We start from the raw sequence: 16,135 nt of genomic DNA on the forward strand, positions 1-16,135 counted from the left end.
GCAGAACATACTGATCAAAGGTATTGCTAAATTAGCCTGATTAGGCTCGTCCCTATGGCAACCTGGGGACGCTAAAGGCACTGGTAATTGCCGTGTAAGACAAAGCAGTTCTACGAACTGCCTGCAGTGGTGTATCTGTGCAAATTGTGATTCAAGCGCTCGTAAGAAGGGTGTTTGCTCACAAGCCACTGACTTTAGTCAGTGGTGGTTGACAATTATAGTAACCATACTGCGAATCCAAACAAAACTAAGTGAACCAATAACCTAACCACATGATGGCGCACGTGCGGCTTGCCATACATCGCTACACCATTGAGCCACGCCACTGCGGATAATCCCAGCAACCCGATCAGCAAGACGATTACCGCGTTGACCTTGTCCGGAATCACTGCTGCTGTCAGCACCAAGACCGCAGCCAACGCCGTGAGCTGGTTGAAAAGCGGGTTCCCTTGCTTAGCTTGCCATGCCTGCCAGGCGACCAGCAGCATCACAAATCCATAACTGCCGATCACCACGCGCATCCCGATTGCCGCCATGCGCTCGCCTAGCCTTCCTGCGCCTGCAAGACCTGATCCATCACATGTAACACACCATATTCATCATTACTATGGGTCCGATACTTAGCATGTTGCGCCATCCCTTGCGTCGCATTCGCCATAATATAACTATATCCAACCGTTTCCAGCATCGGAATATCATTATCATAATCGCCAAATGCCATCATCTGGGCAGTCGGAATATCAAAATGCTGACTCAAAATCCGCATCCCGCGCCCTTTATTCACCCCGAGATTCTGAATATCCAACCAGGTTTCACCACTCACCTGAACTGTGTAATCCTGGCCAAATACCGGACGAAAATAGCGATCGGCATTCTTGCGACTATCCGCATTAGGAAAATAAATTGTGACTTTATCAACTTCTAGCGACATAGCTAGCAAATTCGGCACCTTTTTGAGTTTGTGGTAAAACGGCAACAGCGCCGGGGCGTATTTCGCATCAACCGCATTGATATATGCAGCATCCAACGCGCATAACACCGGCACGCCATCGGTTTTTTCAAGAATAAACCGGACAATCTCATGATACTTAGCCGCAGGAATTAAACTTTTTCCGATAATACGGCCGTGTGTCGCCACTAAGCCGCCATTGTCGCAAACCAGCGAGATGTGCTGGCTAAAGCGCGGAAACGTTTCCTGCAACGTATACAATGGCCGGCCACTGGCAGCGACGAATTCGATACCCGCCTGATGAAGTCGGTGCAGGTACCGATCAAAGTGCGGTGGCAATACGCCTTTGCTGGTCAACAGTGTCTGGTCCATATCACTGGCAATTAATTTTACATTTCGCATCTTTTTCTCCCATAAATTCATTCGTTAATGCGGCGCCCCTTTGGTAACCACATTTTCAATCACCTTCGCAATTTGCTCCGGCGGCTCCTTCATCCCATGCTTCAACCACATTGTCAGCACTCCAACGGCACCATTGATGAAGAACGTATAATAGTAATCGAGATTTTCTTTTTCGGTTTCGCCATACCATGTTTGATATCGTGACTGCGTTTGAGCCTGAATCGGGCGCACGATTTTTTCCAATACTTCACTGTCGGGCGTCGTTAAAAGAATCGTTGCAGCTTGCGGATGTTGCATGATGACCTTCAAAATCGGCACCAACATCTTGGTCATATCGTTCATTTTAACACTGAGATACGGTTGAATTTCGTTTAATAAATCGGTTTCGATTTGCTCGAATAAAGCCAAGGGCGACTGAAAGTGCAGATAAAAGGTCCCACGATTGAGATCGGCCTCACGACAAATCTCCGTGACCGTGACCTCATCCAATGGCTTTGTGGTCAAAATCTGCAACAAAGCTGCCTTAAACCGATTCACCGTATACTGAACCCGGCGATTGTCCCGTGTCCCTGACATCAACATTCACCTCCAAACCAACATGATTTCAACAAAGTGTTCATTTAAAAACAGATTTTCCGTTTCTGTGCTTGAACGAATACTTTCAATCTAACATAATGTCATTCAATGAACAACGTGTTGAATTGATGGGCAGGCCATCACAAACATTCACCTCAATGCGATCATAGGAGGTTCTATATTGCCATACATCGAAGTCAAACATGAATCAAAACGTTACAAAATGGGCGAAACGACCATTACTGCCAATCAGAATATCAACTTTACCGCGGACCAAGGTAAGTTGACGGTTATTCTTGGCCCCAGTGGCGCGGGTAAGTCAACGCTGCTCAATATTTTGGGCGGGATGGATTCGCCCACAGAAGGAGAAGTCTGGATTGACGGAACTGACATTGCAACTTTTTCCGATAAGCAACTGACTGCTTTTCGGCGGCATAATGTCGGTTTTGTTTTTCAGTTTTACAATTTAATCCCAAACCTGACGACTAAAGAAAATGTCGAGCTGGCTGGTTCGATTGTGAAAGACGCGTTGGATCCGACCACGGTGCTGCAGCAAGTTGGCTTGGGTGCGCGGCTGGATAATTTCCCGTCACAGCTTTCCGGTGGCGAACAGCAGCGCGTGGCCATTGCCCGCGCCTTGGCGAAGAATCCGAAGCTGCTACTGTGTGACGAACCGACCGGCGCACTCGATTACAAGACTGGTAAGCAGGTTCTGCAACTATTGCAAGATGCCAGCCGCAAAGATCATAAAACCGTTTTGATCATCACCCACAACGCTGCGATTGCCAAAATGGCTGATCGGGTTATCGAAATCAATGATGCGCAGGTTCGCAGCATTCATGACGAAGCCGCGCCAACGCCAGTCGCAGACATTGAGTGGTAGGTGATCAGTTTGAAACCATTAACGAAAAATCTTTGGCGAAATATTCGCGATTCGTTAGGGCGATTCATCGCGATCGTCATCATCATTATGTTAGGCGTGCTTTTATTCGTCGGGGTCAAAGCGACCGGACCAGCGCTCAAGGACTCCTTAAATACGACTGTCAAAGCCGATCATCTCGCTGACAGTCAGCTGTTGGCAACCACCGGCGTCACTAACGCCCAGGCCAAGGCTGCGCAATCGGTTAGCGGCACCCAAGCAGAAGCCGTCAAATTCAAATACGCAATTGGTGGCAAGGCCAGCGATGTCATCGCCTTATATGGCTATCGGAAAAATGCCACGATTAACCGGCTTCAACTCACAAGCGGCCACCTGCCAACCCGCAATAACGAAATCGTCCTCGATTCGATTGCTAAAAAAGGCGGCTACAAACTCGGGCAGCATTACACGTTTGCCCGCAGCAGCGGCCTTAAGCAGCGGACCTACACCATCACCGGCTTTGTGGATTCGCCCGCTTACATTGAAGACACCAGCCGCGGTTCTGCCAATATCGGCGATGGCACAGTACGGTATTTTGCCTATATTCCTGATCAGCAAATGAACATGCCAGTTGCCTCGCAACTAAATATCCGCTTCCCAAGTTTGCAAAACCGCGACACATTCAGTTCATCTTACAAAGATGCGGTTGCAGTCAAAATGAAACAAGTCAAACGCCGCGTCAAAGCCCAGGCACAAGAAGATTTGCAAGCCATGATTGAAGCCAAAATTGTGCAGGCCGCCACTAAGAGAGCCACCGCCCAGGCCGCTGCGGCTGGCATGCCAGCCAGTGCCGCTGCCACCACCGCGAAAGCCGCGATTCAAAAGCAACAACCGACATTCAAAAAACAGGCTGTGACCCGTGCCCACAAGCAGCTCGCAACGAGTCTCACGTGGCAAAACCGTAACGACTTGCCGGGCTTTGGTGACTACGGCGGATCTGCCGACCGGATCGCCGCCATTGCCAATGTCTTTCCAGTATTCTTCTTCCTTGTAGCTGCACTCATCACCTTCACCACTGTTAGCCGCATGGTTGAAGAAGCCCGGTCTCAAATCGGGACGTTTAAAGCACTCGGCTATGGTAAATGGGCCATTGCCCGTAATTACCTGGCTTATGCGGCATTGGCCGGCTTATTCGGCGGAATTATCGGCGTTTTTGCGGGCAATTTCAGTATTCCGCGGATTGTCTTGAGTCTATACAAAAATTATATTCCGCTTAAACAAATCGTAACGCTGCAATGGCCGCTCATCGCACTATCGATCGGGTTAGCCTTAATTGTGACATTAGGTGCTGCCATCATCGTTGTCCGCAACGAATTAACCGAAAAACCGGCATCCTTAATGCGTCCGCGGGCACCTAAATCCGCAAAACGCATTTTACTCGAACGGATCACACCGTTATGGTCGCGGCTTTCTTTTAATCAAAAAGTCAGTTACCGCAACCTTTTCCGGTATAAATCCCGGCTCATCATGACCATTCTTGGGATTGCTGGCGGAACCGCTTTAATTCTCACCGGCTTTGGTATCAAGGATTCCATCACGGCCACGGGCACCCTGCAGTACAACGATGTGGTTCATTACCAAGCCATTGTGCGTCTGGCGGATGGCAAAAGCTCAGCGGCAGCCAGCATCATCTTAAAGAAAAGCAACGCCTTTCGCAGCGCCGGCTCTGTCAGCAGTGCCGTGACCAAACTCAGCGCCAATGGCCACCAAATCAGCGATGTTAACCTCTTTGCCCCAGCAAGCGGCACTACCTTCGAGCCTTACATCAGTCTCCGCTCAACCAAAACCAACCAAAAACTGACGTTACCGCGTTCTGGTGTCGTTATTACCAGCAAAGTGGCAAAATCACTTAAAGTCGGGACTGGCGATCACTTAAAAATCACCACAACAGATGGCAAGAAACACAGTTTTAAAATCAAAGGTATCGCCAAAAACTATGTCGGCCATTTTGCTTATCTCGCGAATGCCGGCTATCGACAGCTCACCGGCAAGCAAACAAAGCCTAACGCTATGCTCGTCCGCCTGAAACCACAAACGACTAAGCAAAATGATGTGCTCGCCAAGCGCCTACTTGATCACCATGCGATTGTCGGGATCAGCTTTACCACGACAGCTAAAAAAACGCTGCACAACATGAGCGGCATGCTGGACCCGATCGTTTTGATCTTCATTCTCTTGAGTGCCGTTTTATCCTTCGTGGTTCTGTACAACCTGAACAATATCAACGTTTCCGAACGTATTCGGGAATTATCCACGATTAAGGTGCTGGGATTCTTCGATCGTGAAGTCACCATGTACATCAGTCGCGAAAGCATCGTGCAGACGATTGTCGGGATTCTCTTCGGTTATGGGTTAGGCAACCTTTTGACGGCGTATATTCTACAGCAAGCTGAAACTGCCGACGTTGTTTTCCCGCTGACCATCAGTTTCACCGGCTACCTCACTGCCACGCTGCTGATGATCGGCTTCACCGCCATCGTCACCTGGCTCACCCACCGGCGACTTCAACGAGTTGACATGGTTGAAGCCCTTAAATCCAACGAATAGCTTACAATTTTATCATGCAGTCGCAGAGCGCGGCTGCTTTTTTTCATCCAAAATTCACCAAAAATGCGGAATAAAAACTAAAGTCACGTAAATTCGACCGCGAGATGAAGATTGAGAACAACTCCTAACAGTTCTGTAATGGTGACGTAACATTGACACAGTAAAGTAGCCTTTAGTTAATCAATTAAGGGTGAGGTCAAAATGAAATTCAATAAAACTATGATTACATTGGTTGCCGCAGTTACCTTAGCAGGTTCTGCGAGCGCCGTAACACCGGTTTTCGCTGACACGAGTGCCAGCATTGCTTCTAACAAAAGTGAAACTAACGATTTATTAAAACAAATCGAAGCAGCCAACACTGAAGTTATCAATCTTAACAAACAGATCGATGACAAGAATTCACAAATCAGTGATGCGGCTGCCAAGATCAGTGCAACCGATGCCAAGATCAAATCGTTGAGCGGCCAAATCACGGATGCCCAAAAGAATGTGACAGCACGGAAGAACAACCTGAAAGACCAACTGATCTCTCTTCAAAAGAAGGCTGGCAGCTCGGTTACCGGTAATGTTTACATTGACTTCTTGTTAAACTCACAGAGTCTTTCGGACTTAATCGCCCGCACCATGACCGTCGGCAAACTCAGCCAAGCCAGTAAGGAAGCGTTGGACGCTGTGACCGTTGCCAAGGATAAGCTGGCAGCGTTGAAGAGCCAGCAGGAAACGGCGCGTCAGACCCTGGTTTCAACCAAGTCATCCCTTGAAACCCAGAAGTCTCAGTTGGTTACCTTGCAAAAGACAGCTAGCGACAAGCAGGATGCCTTGAACAAGCAAATCAATGACCACCGTGACGAATTGGTTGCTTTGCAAAGCCAGTTTGCACAAGAACAGGAAAAGACCGCTGCGGCAACGCAAGCTGCTTTGAAGACGGTCGCTGCATCAACCGATTCCGCATCAAGCAAGAGTGCCGACAGCAGCAGTTCAACGACTAAGGCAGCTTCAAGCCAGAGCACGATTGCTTCAGCCAGCACCTCTTCCAACAGCGGTGCCACATCATCCGTCATCAGCAACAACACCGTTTCAGGTAGCGGCAGCCACGCAGATTACAGTTCCTCAGGCAACACTTATCCTTGGGGTCAGTGCACTTGGTATGTTAAGTCTGTCGCTCCATGGGCAGGCAATGGCTGGGGCAATGGCGCTGAATGGGGCGCTTCCGCCGCAGCTGCTGGCTTCACGGTTAACCACACACCAGCGGCCGGCTCGATCGTCGTCTTCGCTGCTGGACAGTCTGTTGGCGGCCAATGGACTGCTGATGGTCAATATGGTCACGTTGCTTACGTCCAATCTGTTTCCGGCGACAGCATCACCATCAGTCAAGGCGGAATGGGCTTTGGCTCACCAAGCGGCCCGAACACTCAGACCATTTCTGGCGCAAGCAGCTACACTTATATCCACCGGTAATTTTACCCACCCTTAATCACGTCTTGGTATTCCATTTTCGGATACCAACCTAAAAATACCGCGGAAATTAAAAGAAGCCTCCGAATCTTTGCAAGTGCATAGATTCAGAGGCTTTTTTTTGTGAACGCGAGCCGGCGCGTTCAGGAGCCGTGGTGTAAGTGGTCTTGGGCGTGATTGGAGATCCTTGGCCATCGCGACCAAGGTTCTTACACATGGCTCCTGCGTCGAGGAGCGCGTTATGGAGTTGCCTGTTGTGGGCATTGCCACGTCTTCAGCACAACAGACAATGCACCGATCCGGCAAATGCGTTAAATTCTAGCAATCACACGCCACATCGCATGTAGCACAATCATCAAGATAGAAACTGTTGGCACGATTCACTGTAACAAAATCGCCAATGTCCCAATTTTCTCGTTTGGCTATTTCATTCACAACGACACCAAACCGCTGACGAAATTTGTAAATGTAGCAGAAAATCGCGTCTTGGTGGCGAACATCAGGGCCGACAACAAAAACGTTTTTGGCGCGGGTCGATTCATCCACATCACTTAATTTAATCTCTTCATTAACACTTTCGAAAAGTTCCGGCCATAACTTTAGCGGGCCCGGGTTAAATCCCGTGCACAGGATCGGTTTATGCGGCGTCGTGATGGTGCGGTTATCGGTGAACCACAGCTGATACTGCGATGGCGAATCACTGGTCACTGTTTTTAAAGTCGCATTTTGTTGTAAGGTGATCCGATCCGCAACTGCTGCCGAAAGATCCAAGAACCGGCGCCGCGTATATGGTGCCAAGCGAATACTCGGGTCAGGCGACGCTGCATTTAGGCCGGTCGATTCCGTGATCATGAGCACTTTATGACCCATAGTAGCGAGATTAATCGCGGCGTCCACACCACTTTCATTGCCCCCGATGACAATTTGCGTCTCCCCTGGCAAATCCTGCCAAGATTGCACCTGCTGATAGTGAATGACGTTTTCGGGGTGATCGGTTAACTTCGGAAAAGCAAATTGCCCAACTGCCATGATCAGGTATTTGCTCTCAATGGCTCCGTGATCCGTCTCAATCGTATAACCACCGGCTGCGTTGGCAGTAATTGCGCCAACTTTGGTATGTTCCGCAACCGGCAACGTATAAGTTTCTGCCAACAGCTTCAGATAATCGGCAAACTGCGGCCCGCTTAGATGCTCGGTTCCCAACGTATATGCCGGCGACGTCTCCATGCTCACGGCATTTAAATCCGGCATGCCGAAACCGTTACTGGTAAACGACGGGGTGATAAACCGTGTCTCTTTAGGCCAATTACGAAAACTTTCGCCAACTTCACCTTGTTCAAGGATCTGAAACTGTTGACAGCCTAATTGTTGCAACATGATCCCGACACCAATCCCCGCTGCACCGCCGCCAATAATCGTGATTTGATTCATAGATTTTTCTCCTTACGTAAATCCAGACGCTGACGATCATGCGCCAGCCACCGACTCAAACCGGTTTCACTCACATGCGCAGCCACCTGAGCCAAAACAGTGCCGACAACAGTCAAAATAATCGCCACCAAAACTGCCAAAAGCTCCACGCCGGCAAAACGGACCCCATCCTCGCGCGTCACTAAACGCACCAGGATCAGCCCGACAACACCTGTTAAGCCGCCGACTGCATTAATCGCAAAAGAATCAACCGCGTCATAGTATCTTTTCGTCTGCTGCATTTTCACAACCGCTGTCTGACACAACCCGCCGGAAACAACAGCAACCACTGCCATGGCGCCTGCTCCGACATAACCGACCAAAGCCGTACTGGTCACCAAACCGCATAAAACACCATTCAACAAATCGCCTAAGCTGACTTGTCGGGTTCGTCGATACACCGACCAGCTCCACCCTGCCATTGCCGCCATGACAGCAACCAGCGTTTTGACCAGTACCTGCAAAGCTTGAGCGTTCAAACTGCCCACGGGTGCCAGATTAAAGCCTAGCCAACCGACCAGTATCATAATCGTTGCGGCATAATCCGCGCGAAAATCATTCGCCGCAATCGCCTCCTGACTGCGCACCAGAGCCCGCGCCAAAACCAGGCTCGTCAACCCGGCTGTCAGATGCACGACAATGCCGCCGGAAAAATCCAACGCGCCTAATTGTTGCAGCCAACCGCCATCAGCCCAAAGCCAATGCGCCAGCGGACAATACACCAACGCCGTCCAAACCGGCACAAACACCAGGAAATACCGGCTATGCTTAAAAGCAACAACCGTCCCGATCAACATGGCAATCGCATATAAGTAAAAATCCATCTGCACCAAACCATTCAGCAATGCCGAAAAATTGTCGGCCTGCAACAAGCTGGTGCCAAACGCCAGGTCATTACCAAACAACACCCAGCAAGCGATGGCCACCATCAACGCACTGCTCATGCTCAGAAGCGCCGGCTGCTGCCGCGAGCGAGGCAACATGCCAACATATAACAGCGGCACGCTAAAGATCATCGGCAGCATAATCAAGAAACAGACAAGTGCAAACATACATGACCTCCTTGTGAACTTTCGCTAGCCTGCTTTTTTAGGCTGCGAAAGCGTGTGATCTGTTGCGATTCAGCTGTCAAAAATCGTTCCCAGAAAAAGGGATACGTTCAATCGATGACGCCATTTTGAAGTAATCTACCTCGCTCCCTAAAACGTAACTATTACGATTTAGAAAGCGACTGTTACAATATCATTATTGGTTAGCGGTGTCAACTGATATTTTTGGCAAAAAAAGACGACACCTCTGCTAAAAGTGTCGCCATGCTGCCAATCTGTTTTCAAAAATAACTGGTGTTCGTTAGGCCGAGTTATCCCTGATCACAAACGTTCCTTTCTCGAGAAATGGCAAACTGCTATTTCTCTTACGGTGTTAACAACCCAAATAAGTGGCATGATCGTCAATATATTCAACATTGCCTGTCTGAAGGTATCGCCGATTAACATTCGGAAAAGAACATCTATCAGGTAGCAAATTGACCAAAAAATGAGCCTAAGAACCATACTAAATAGCGCCCCCAAACGATACAAGCAGCGTCTTTTTTAGCCATTGCTTCTTATTCCACGTCTCCCATACAGCAATTTATCTATATTTCTTCGAATAGAAATAATAGGCAAGACCGAGTCCGGTTCCAAGAAGCAAGCAAATCAAGATTAGAACGGGATTGAACCAATTGTTAGGGTTTGTGTTAACATTTGTGTTCAAATAGACCGCACCGGCGTAGACTGCGGCAACGCCCAGAACAGATTTAGGTTTTGGTGTCATGGAGTTTCTCCTTTTCTCTGAATGATTGGTAATGGCAATGAATGCCAACATCGAAACTAAATACATCGTGGGATAAGGTCTATTACAAAGTCATCTTTGTTTCTCCAGTATATGCATAAACTGCCATTCTTTGACAAAGAAAAATTAAACGCTGGCTTTTGGCCAATTAACGTCGATTTAATCGTTTAGCCTTGCCTATTCAGGGTCTCCACGTCTTAACCCAAAAAAGACACCCGAAGTTCCACACAATCACTGTGGAAGTTTCAAGTGTCCTTACGCCGTACGCAACTTTTCTCAAACCTTGTGCCGACCATAACCCTTCAAGGTTGCGCGAACGGCAAATCCAAAGGCGATGGCGGCAATGCTGTACAAAGCGACCATGCCGTAGAATTTACTAATCGGGTTCCAGAATACCGGCCAGAAGACTTGGTAGAGCCAGAAGACAACGACTAGTAGGCCCCAGAAAATGTTGATCCAGATTTTTTTCATAGTACACACTTCCTTTTGCTGAGGCGTGAGCTGGCACGTTCAGGAGCCGGTGTATAAGTGGCCTTGGCGTGATATGTCGGACTGACTATTGCGCCCAAGGTTCTTATACGCAGGCTCCTGCGCCAGCGAACGCGTTAATGCTGACGTCTAGATCATTGGCGATGCCGGTTCATGGTAATACTTGTTGATGAGGTGATAGGCCGTTGCCTGTAAGCCGACCATTAAGTTAATGGTGAAGCCAAACAGCCATGCAGTCCACAGCAGTGATACCGGGCCGCTGGTGGCAGTTAGGGCTGTGACTGAGGTGCCGCGCGTCCGGCCAACGATGAGCGTTGGGAAGACGCTGAGGAAGATGGTGTAAATGAAACTTGCCATCGTGCCGACACTCAGCCAGAACGCCACACGTTGATGCTGGTTAGCAATGGCCCATGACTCAACTCCGAGGAACGCAACCAGTAAAATCAGCAAGAACGAGATGAGGATTGGCCGATTGGTGAAGAAACGGGTATAAAACGGCAATAGCGCTACGAACAAGGCAACTGCGGCATACAGTGCCCAAGTTGTCCGCTTCAATGCAACTGTTAACTGTTCAGCGACATCGACTTTGACTTTTTTAATCACCCGCGTCAAGCCGACATTCAGACTCAGTAAGACGGCTAAAATACCGCCTAAGAGCGTGAACGGTGTCAAAATGTCGCCCATGCTGGCATAGACAAAGCCGTTGCGGATCGGCACCCCACTGACTGTCGAGCTGAAGATAATCCCGAGCAGGAACGGTGGAATCAGACTGCCAATAAATAAAGCCCAATCCCAGAACCGATTGTAGTGGCGACTGTGCCATTGATTGCGATAATCAAACGCAACCCCGCGAAAAATCAGGAAGAACAACATGAGGAAAAACAGAGGGTAATAGCCGGAAGTCAAAGCCGAATACCAGCCGGGATAAGCGGCGAACATGACAGCAAACGCCGTAACGGCCCATGTTTCATTGCCACCCCACACTGGACCGGTGACCTTCATGATCTGTTGCCGCTGCGACAAATCATCACCCACAAAGAATGTCGCCATACCGGCACCGAAATCAGCGCCGTCAAGGACAAAGAACAACATTAACTCGGTTGAAATGATTCCGAGAAAAATGACTTGTAAATTGGAAAGACTAGGCATGACTGAACGCCTCCTTTGCAAACGGATCTGGAATGGTCCGGTCTTCCGGATAATCGCCGGTAATCTGTGGCAAGCCACGGGTGACGGTACGATGCGAGATATAAATCATGGTGCTTACCAAGAAGACGTCAGCAATGAAGAACAATGCGAGACTCGTCCCCGCCTCCGTCGCCGTCAAACTTGGCGAAACCGCATCATACTGTGTCAATAAGCCGTAGACAACAAATGGATAGCGCCCGACTTCAGCAACAATCCAGCCTGAAGTAAATGTCAGGTACGGAAGCCATAACGTCCAGCCCAACGTCCGCAGCGTCTTTGGATGCTCCTCAATCGTCGACTCACGCCGATGCAGCATAATCGTTGCAAACAGCGCAAACATGGTGAAGAAGTAGCCTGCATAAACCATCAAGTGCATGGTCCAAAACAGCAATGTAACAGGCGGGTAGTAGTTCATCTGGCCGTCATAAGATTTGGCAACGGTCTTATCGAACTTCGCGTGATACATTTTGGCGACTTGGTTCATACCCGGCATCGCACCCGTGAAGGTGTTTTTACCAAAATACGTCCCCATCGCCGGAATGGAAATGGCTTTGGTTGTGTGATCCTTTTCGTTGATCAACGCAGCCATTGCCCATGGCGCACCGGTTGTGGCACTGCCTTCCAAATCATAGCGTCCTTCAATTGCCGTAAACTTCATCGGCTGTAAGGCAGCAGTGGCAGCACCTTGATCGTCACCTTGCGCCGGCTGCATGAAGGCTGCGGGCAATGCGATCAACAAACCGATTTGAACTGCAACTTTAAACGCCTCGGTATCACGCTTATGCAGGATCTGCCAAGCCGAGATACCAGCTGTCACAAAGCCGCCGGTGATCAGAATTGCAAATAAAACGTGTAAAAATTCCGGTCGGTACTGTGGATTCTGCAGCAACGTAATCAAACTGTCCAAACGCGCACGGCCGTTCTCCAAGTGGAACCCATAAGGATTTTGCATAAAGGCATTAATAGCAAGGATCCAAACAACGGAAAACAGTGATGCGCCAAATATCCCAACGCCCAACCAAGCATGGGCACGTTTTGGCAATTTACCCCACGTAAACCGCCACAAGCCGATGATGGTGGATTCAATGAAGAATGAAATCATACTTTCAATTGCCAGTGGGACACCAGCAACGTCGCCCATCAAGCGGGTAAAGGCCGACCAGTTCATGCCGAATTGAAATTCCATAATCAACCCGGTAACAACACCCGTCCCAAAACTGAAGAAGAAGATGCGGCTAAAGAATAGCGTTAAACGACCGTACTTTTCATTGTCACCGCGACTATAGGCATATAAAAATTCAAAAATCATGGTCGTCAGCAACATCCCGATGGTGGTTGTCACAAATAGAAAGTGCGTAATGGCGGTCACCGCAAACTGCATTCGCGATAAGTTCGTTACAGCCAACGGGATCGCGGCTAATGTGAGTCCCATTTTGATCACCTCTGATAATCAAACCCCAGATATAAAATTCATTTTGCGATTCTGATCATCGTCATTGTAAAACGAAATCAAAATTTGATATAACGATAAGCTTGTGATTTTATTTGCATTTGCTAACGCTTTCATAAGCTTTCTATCAGAAGACCGCTGTTCAGGATTTGTCTTAAGAAAATAACGATGGGACAGGCCTAAGATGATCCCGTTATGACGATTTTTAGCGGAAAAGATGAGAGATTGGTTGACACCTCTGATCCACGATTTTTGCGTCGTATCAGGATTTTAATTCTTTGCATCAACGCTTTTAAACCGTTAAACTAAAATAGTAATACCTTTTGAAAGGAGTTTTTTTACCATGGCAAAAATTGCTGTATTGGTTACCGACAACTTCGAGGATGCGGAACTTACCTCACCTGTCGAAGCATTAAAGGATCAGGGGCATGACGTGACTTTGATCGAAACCCAAGCCGGCAAGCAAATTACCGGTAAACACGGCGCAACCGCAACCATCGATACCACGATTACCGATGTGAAACCGGATGATTTTGACGGCTTGCTGCTCCCCGGCGGCTTTTCGCCAGACGAACTCCGGGCCGATGAACGTTTTGTTGATTTCGTCAAAGCCTTCCTCTTGGCCGACAAGCCAGTCTTTGCAATCTGCCACGGACCGCAATTCTTCATTCAGACAGGCTTGGCTAAGGGTCGTACGATGACTGCTTACACAACGGTTCGTCCGGATCTTTATTACGCCGGTGCGATCGTGAAAAATGAACCGGTTGTCGTTGACCACAACTTAGTCACCAGCCGGACACCTGATGACTTGCCGGAGTTCAATAAAGCGATGTTGGCGCACTTAAAGTAAATTAACGGTGCTAACTGACAAGCACAAAGAAAAAAAAGGATGTTTCTGCCGCGATTAGCAGAAACATCCTTTTTAAATACCTATATTAGTCTTCCGAAACAAACGGCAGAAGACCCATAATCCGCGCTCGCTTGATTGCGATCGTCAGCTTACGTTGGTTCTTAGCGCTGGTGCCGGTTACCCGACGTGGCAAAATCTTGCCTCGTTCTGAGATAAACCGATCCAACAAGTTCGTGTCTTTATAATCGATGTACTCGATGTGGTTAGCGGCGATGAAGTCGACTTTACGACGACGACGGCCACCACGGCGTTGTTGTGCCATGAGAATTCCTCCTTCTCTATCAAAGATTCCAAGTCGACATTGCTTCCTTACGAACCAATGTCTTTGCTAAGCATGACCTTAGTCACACATTAGAATGGCAGATCATCATCGGAAATATCGATCGGTTTACCGTTATTGGCAAAAGGATCGGGATTAGCAGTATTGCCATTGTTGCCTTGGCTTTGACCTGCTGCCGGGTTTTGGCCCGGATTCGATGATGGCGCATTGTTCGGGGCGCTTTGGGAACCAAAGCTAGGTGGCGTTTGCGGCTGCTGGTTATTTCCAAACTGTTGCCCACCGCCGTAATTCTGGTTGCCTTGGCCAGCCGGATTCGCAGGTTCGGACGGCCGCTGCTGTGTCGTTGCCCGTGATTCCAACAATGCAAAGTTCTCAACGACGACTTCGGTCACATAGACTTTCTGCCCTTGCGCATTATCGTAAGAACGCGTCTGAATGTGCCCTTCAATCCCGACCAGTGAGCCTTTCTTGGTGAAGTTTGCGAAATTCTCCGCTGACTTACGCCAGATCACACAATTGATAAAGTCGGTTTCCCGTTCACCGTTTGCACTGCGGAACTGGCGATCAACGGCCAAAGTGAATGAACCGACAGCTGTACCGTTTTGTGTATAGCGTAAGTCAACATCTCTGGTTAAACGACCTGTCAATGCAACACTGTTAAGCATGCCGTAGCGCCCCTTTCAAAAAGTTACAATTAGTCTTCTCGCTTCACGATCATGTGACGCAGAATATCATTATTGATCTTGGCAAGACGGTCAAATTCATTGATCGCTTTGTCATCTTCTGCGGACAAGTTCACAATATGATAGAGACCTTCGTTATACTTGTTGATCTCATATGCGAGCTTACGCTTTTGCCAATCCTTGGAATCAATGATGCTGGCACCATTTTCCTTCAAAATATTGTCAAAACGTTCAACCAAATCAGTCTTTGCAGCTTCGTCTAAATCAGGACGAATGATGTAAGTTACTTCATACTTGGTTTCAGCCATGACGATTCACCTCCTTATGGACTTTAGGCCCCGGTCGTTTGCCGGAGCAAGGAGTAATAAGGCTACAAAAATAGCCGGATACTCACGAAGTAAAATTGTAGCATAGATTCGCTCCGAATACTACTGCTAAAATGGTAAATCATCTGTGGCCAGCTCCGGCGATGCAGACGGATCTCTCGCCGGCATGCCATCAGTGCCGGTTGCCTGCAAGGTGCCGGTCCGCCGACTTTCGGTCATCGCCCGCGACTCCAACCACGCAAAATTATCAACCACCACCGACGTTCGCCACTTCTGTTCACCTTGTTTATTTTCAAAATGGTTGTTACTGATGCGCCCGGCAACGCCGATGAGCGACCCCTTCGTTGTTGAGCTGGCAAACGTCAACGCCCGTTTGCCAAAAATCACGCACTCGATAAAATCCGTTTCGCGTTGTCCGGTTTTGTTCTTAAAAACCCGATCCACAGCCAACGTAAAACGAACCAGCTCAAGATCGGCTGCTGTTTTAAACACCTCTGGTTCCTTCGTCAGCCGACCGGTTAAACTCACACAATTTAGCATATGCCATCCTCCATCTCATCGCGCTATTTTCGCTGTCGGCTATACATTACGCAAAAAGTTTTGCGCTTGACCAGATAGTACGCGTTTGTCTTTTGGAAAATTTCGCACTGACGAGGCT

General features: G+C 48.6%; 16 protein-coding genes. 4 read left to right on the top strand and 12 right to left on the bottom strand.

Annotated elements, in window-relative coordinates; translation table 11 throughout:
• Positions 1-215: 215 nt before the first annotated feature.
• The 3 genes from BVJ53_RS08130 to BVJ53_RS08140 are packed head-to-tail and all read right to left on the bottom strand — an operon-like array spanning position 216 to position 1,927.
• Positions 216-536, bottom strand: coding sequence for a hypothetical protein (locus tag BVJ53_RS08130; RefSeq protein ID WP_129301980.1), 321 nt, complete (start codon positions 534-536; stop codon positions 216-218).
• Between the two features lie 8 nt (positions 537-544).
• Positions 545-1,351, bottom strand: a complete 807-nt coding sequence (locus tag BVJ53_RS08135) for an HAD family hydrolase (RefSeq protein ID WP_129301981.1) — start codon at positions 1,349-1,351, stop codon at positions 545-547.
• A gap of 24 nt (positions 1,352-1,375) precedes the next feature.
• The gene (locus BVJ53_RS08140) at positions 1,376-1,927 is read right to left on the bottom strand and encodes a TetR/AcrR family transcriptional regulator (protein WP_129301982.1); all 552 of its coding nucleotides are present in this window, start codon (positions 1,925-1,927) and stop codon (positions 1,376-1,378) included.
• Positions 1,928-2,108: 181 nt separating this feature from the next.
• Between BVJ53_RS08140 and BVJ53_RS08145 the strand changes: the two genes are divergently transcribed.
• From BVJ53_RS08145 to BVJ53_RS08155, 3 genes are all read left to right on the top strand, one after another.
• Positions 2,109-2,810, top strand: coding sequence for an ABC transporter ATP-binding protein (locus BVJ53_RS08145; RefSeq protein ID WP_129301983.1), 702 nt, complete (start codon positions 2,109-2,111; stop codon positions 2,808-2,810).
• Between the two features lie 9 nt (positions 2,811-2,819).
• On the top strand, positions 2,820-5,393 hold the full coding sequence (locus BVJ53_RS08150) for an ABC transporter permease (protein ID WP_129301984.1): 2,574 nt from the start codon (positions 2,820-2,822) through the stop codon (positions 5,391-5,393).
• A gap of 201 nt (positions 5,394-5,594) precedes the next feature.
• Positions 5,595-6,851, top strand: coding sequence for a cell wall hydrolase P40 (locus BVJ53_RS08155; RefSeq protein WP_129301985.1), 1,257 nt, complete (start codon positions 5,595-5,597; stop codon positions 6,849-6,851).
• Between the two features lie 315 nt (positions 6,852-7,166).
• Here the strand turns inward: BVJ53_RS08155 and BVJ53_RS08165 are convergent, their stop codons facing one another.
• From BVJ53_RS08165 to BVJ53_RS08190, 5 genes are all read right to left on the bottom strand, one after another.
• Positions 7,167-8,279, bottom strand: coding sequence for an NAD(P)/FAD-dependent oxidoreductase (locus BVJ53_RS08165; protein ID WP_129301987.1), 1,113 nt, complete (start codon positions 8,277-8,279; stop codon positions 7,167-7,169).
• The gene (locus tag BVJ53_RS08170) at positions 8,276-9,370 is read right to left on the bottom strand and encodes an ammonium transporter (RefSeq protein WP_129301988.1); all 1,095 of its coding nucleotides are present in this window, start codon (positions 9,368-9,370) and stop codon (positions 8,276-8,278) included. Before BVJ53_RS08170 ends, BVJ53_RS08165 begins: the two co-directional genes overlap by 4 nt.
• A 1,057-nt stretch (positions 9,371-10,427) precedes the next feature.
• Positions 10,428-10,622, bottom strand: coding sequence for a hypothetical protein (locus BVJ53_RS08180; protein WP_129301990.1), 195 nt, complete (start codon positions 10,620-10,622; stop codon positions 10,428-10,430).
• A 147-nt stretch (positions 10,623-10,769) separates the two neighbouring features.
• Positions 10,770-11,789: a cytochrome d ubiquinol oxidase subunit II gene (cydB, locus tag BVJ53_RS08185; protein ID WP_129301991.1), complete on the bottom strand. Its 1,020-nt coding sequence runs from the start codon at positions 11,787-11,789 to the stop codon at positions 10,770-10,772.
• On the bottom strand, positions 11,782-13,260 hold the full coding sequence (locus tag BVJ53_RS08190; protein ID WP_129301992.1) for a cytochrome ubiquinol oxidase subunit I: 1,479 nt from the start codon (positions 13,258-13,260) through the stop codon (positions 11,782-11,784). The genes cydB and BVJ53_RS08190 overlap by 8 nt, the downstream gene beginning before the upstream one ends.
• Positions 13,261-13,621: 361 nt before the next feature.
• On the opposite strand from BVJ53_RS08190, the gene BVJ53_RS08195 reads away from it, so the two are divergent.
• A complete protein-coding gene (locus BVJ53_RS08195) occupies positions 13,622-14,128 on the top strand; it encodes a type 1 glutamine amidotransferase domain-containing protein (protein WP_129301993.1) in 507 nt (168 codons plus the stop codon).
• An 85-nt stretch (positions 14,129-14,213) separates the two neighbouring features.
• On the opposite strand, the gene rpsR is transcribed toward BVJ53_RS08195, so the two are convergent.
• The 4 genes from rpsR to ssb (BVJ53_RS08215) form a co-directional block, all read right to left on the bottom strand.
• On the bottom strand, positions 14,214-14,450 hold the full coding sequence (gene rpsR / locus BVJ53_RS08200; protein WP_003568467.1) for a 30S ribosomal protein S18: 237 nt from the start codon (positions 14,448-14,450) through the stop codon (positions 14,214-14,216).
• An 89-nt stretch (positions 14,451-14,539) separates the two neighbouring features.
• Positions 14,540-15,133 (bottom strand): single-stranded DNA-binding protein, encoded by a 594-nt coding sequence (gene ssb, locus BVJ53_RS08205; protein WP_129301994.1) that lies wholly within the window; start codon positions 15,131-15,133, stop codon positions 14,540-14,542.
• A gap of 29 nt (positions 15,134-15,162) precedes the next feature.
• A complete protein-coding gene (gene rpsF / locus BVJ53_RS08210) occupies positions 15,163-15,459 on the bottom strand; it encodes a 30S ribosomal protein S6 (protein ID WP_129301995.1) in 297 nt (98 codons plus the stop codon).
• Between the two features lie 126 nt (positions 15,460-15,585).
• Positions 15,586-16,017 carry a single-stranded DNA-binding protein gene (gene ssb, locus BVJ53_RS08215; protein WP_129301996.1) on the bottom strand — a complete coding sequence of 144 codons (432 nt, stop codon included), beginning with the start codon at positions 16,015-16,017 and terminating at the stop codon, positions 15,586-15,588.
• Positions 16,018-16,135: the final 118 nt, after the last annotated feature.

Origin of the sequence: Lacticaseibacillus chiayiensis, from assembly GCF_004123795.1 — a bacterium.
In the GTDB taxonomy this organism is placed as follows: Bacteria; Bacillota; Bacilli; order Lactobacillales; family Lactobacillaceae; genus Lacticaseibacillus; species Lacticaseibacillus chiayiensis.

Bases quoted from the DNA above. Each gene is read 5' to 3' on its own strand.
- BVJ53_RS08190 (WP_129301992.1), bottom strand. From the start codon at position 13,260: ATGGGACTCACATTAGCCGCGATCCCGTTGGCTGTAACGAACTTATCG.
- BVJ53_RS08135 (WP_129301981.1), bottom strand. From the start codon at position 1,351: ATGCGAAATGTAAAATTAATTGCCAGTGATATGGACCAGACACTGTTG.
- BVJ53_RS08170 (WP_129301988.1), bottom strand. From the start codon at position 9,370: ATGTTTGCACTTGTCTGTTTCTTGATTATGCTGCCGATGATCTTTAGC.
- rpsR (WP_003568467.1), bottom strand. From the start codon at position 14,450: ATGGCACAACAACGCCGTGGTGGCCGTCGTCGTCGTAAAGTCGACTTC.
- BVJ53_RS08180 (WP_129301990.1), bottom strand. From the start codon at position 10,622: ATGAAAAAAATCTGGATCAACATTTTCTGGGGCCTACTAGTCGTTGTC.
- BVJ53_RS08195 (WP_129301993.1), top strand. From the start codon at position 13,622: ATGGCAAAAATTGCTGTATTGGTTACCGACAACTTCGAGGATGCGGAA.
- ssb (WP_129301996.1), bottom strand. From the start codon at position 16,017: ATGCTAAATTGTGTGAGTTTAACCGGTCGGCTGACGAAGGAACCAGAG.
- BVJ53_RS08165 (WP_129301987.1), bottom strand. From the start codon at position 8,279: ATGAATCAAATCACGATTATTGGCGGCGGTGCAGCGGGGATTGGTGTC.
- BVJ53_RS08155 (WP_129301985.1), top strand. From the start codon at position 5,595: ATGAAATTCAATAAAACTATGATTACATTGGTTGCCGCAGTTACCTTA.
- cydB (WP_129301991.1), bottom strand. From the start codon at position 11,789: ATGCCTAGTCTTTCCAATTTACAAGTCATTTTTCTCGGAATCATTTCA.
- BVJ53_RS08140 (WP_129301982.1), bottom strand. From the start codon at position 1,927: ATGTCAGGGACACGGGACAATCGCCGGGTTCAGTATACGGTGAATCGG.
- BVJ53_RS08130 (WP_129301980.1), bottom strand. From the start codon at position 536: ATGGCGGCAATCGGGATGCGCGTGGTGATCGGCAGTTATGGATTTGTG.
- rpsF (WP_129301995.1), bottom strand. From the start codon at position 15,459: ATGGCTGAAACCAAGTATGAAGTAACTTACATCATTCGTCCTGATTTA.
- ssb (WP_129301994.1), bottom strand. From the start codon at position 15,133: ATGCTTAACAGTGTTGCATTGACAGGTCGTTTAACCAGAGATGTTGAC.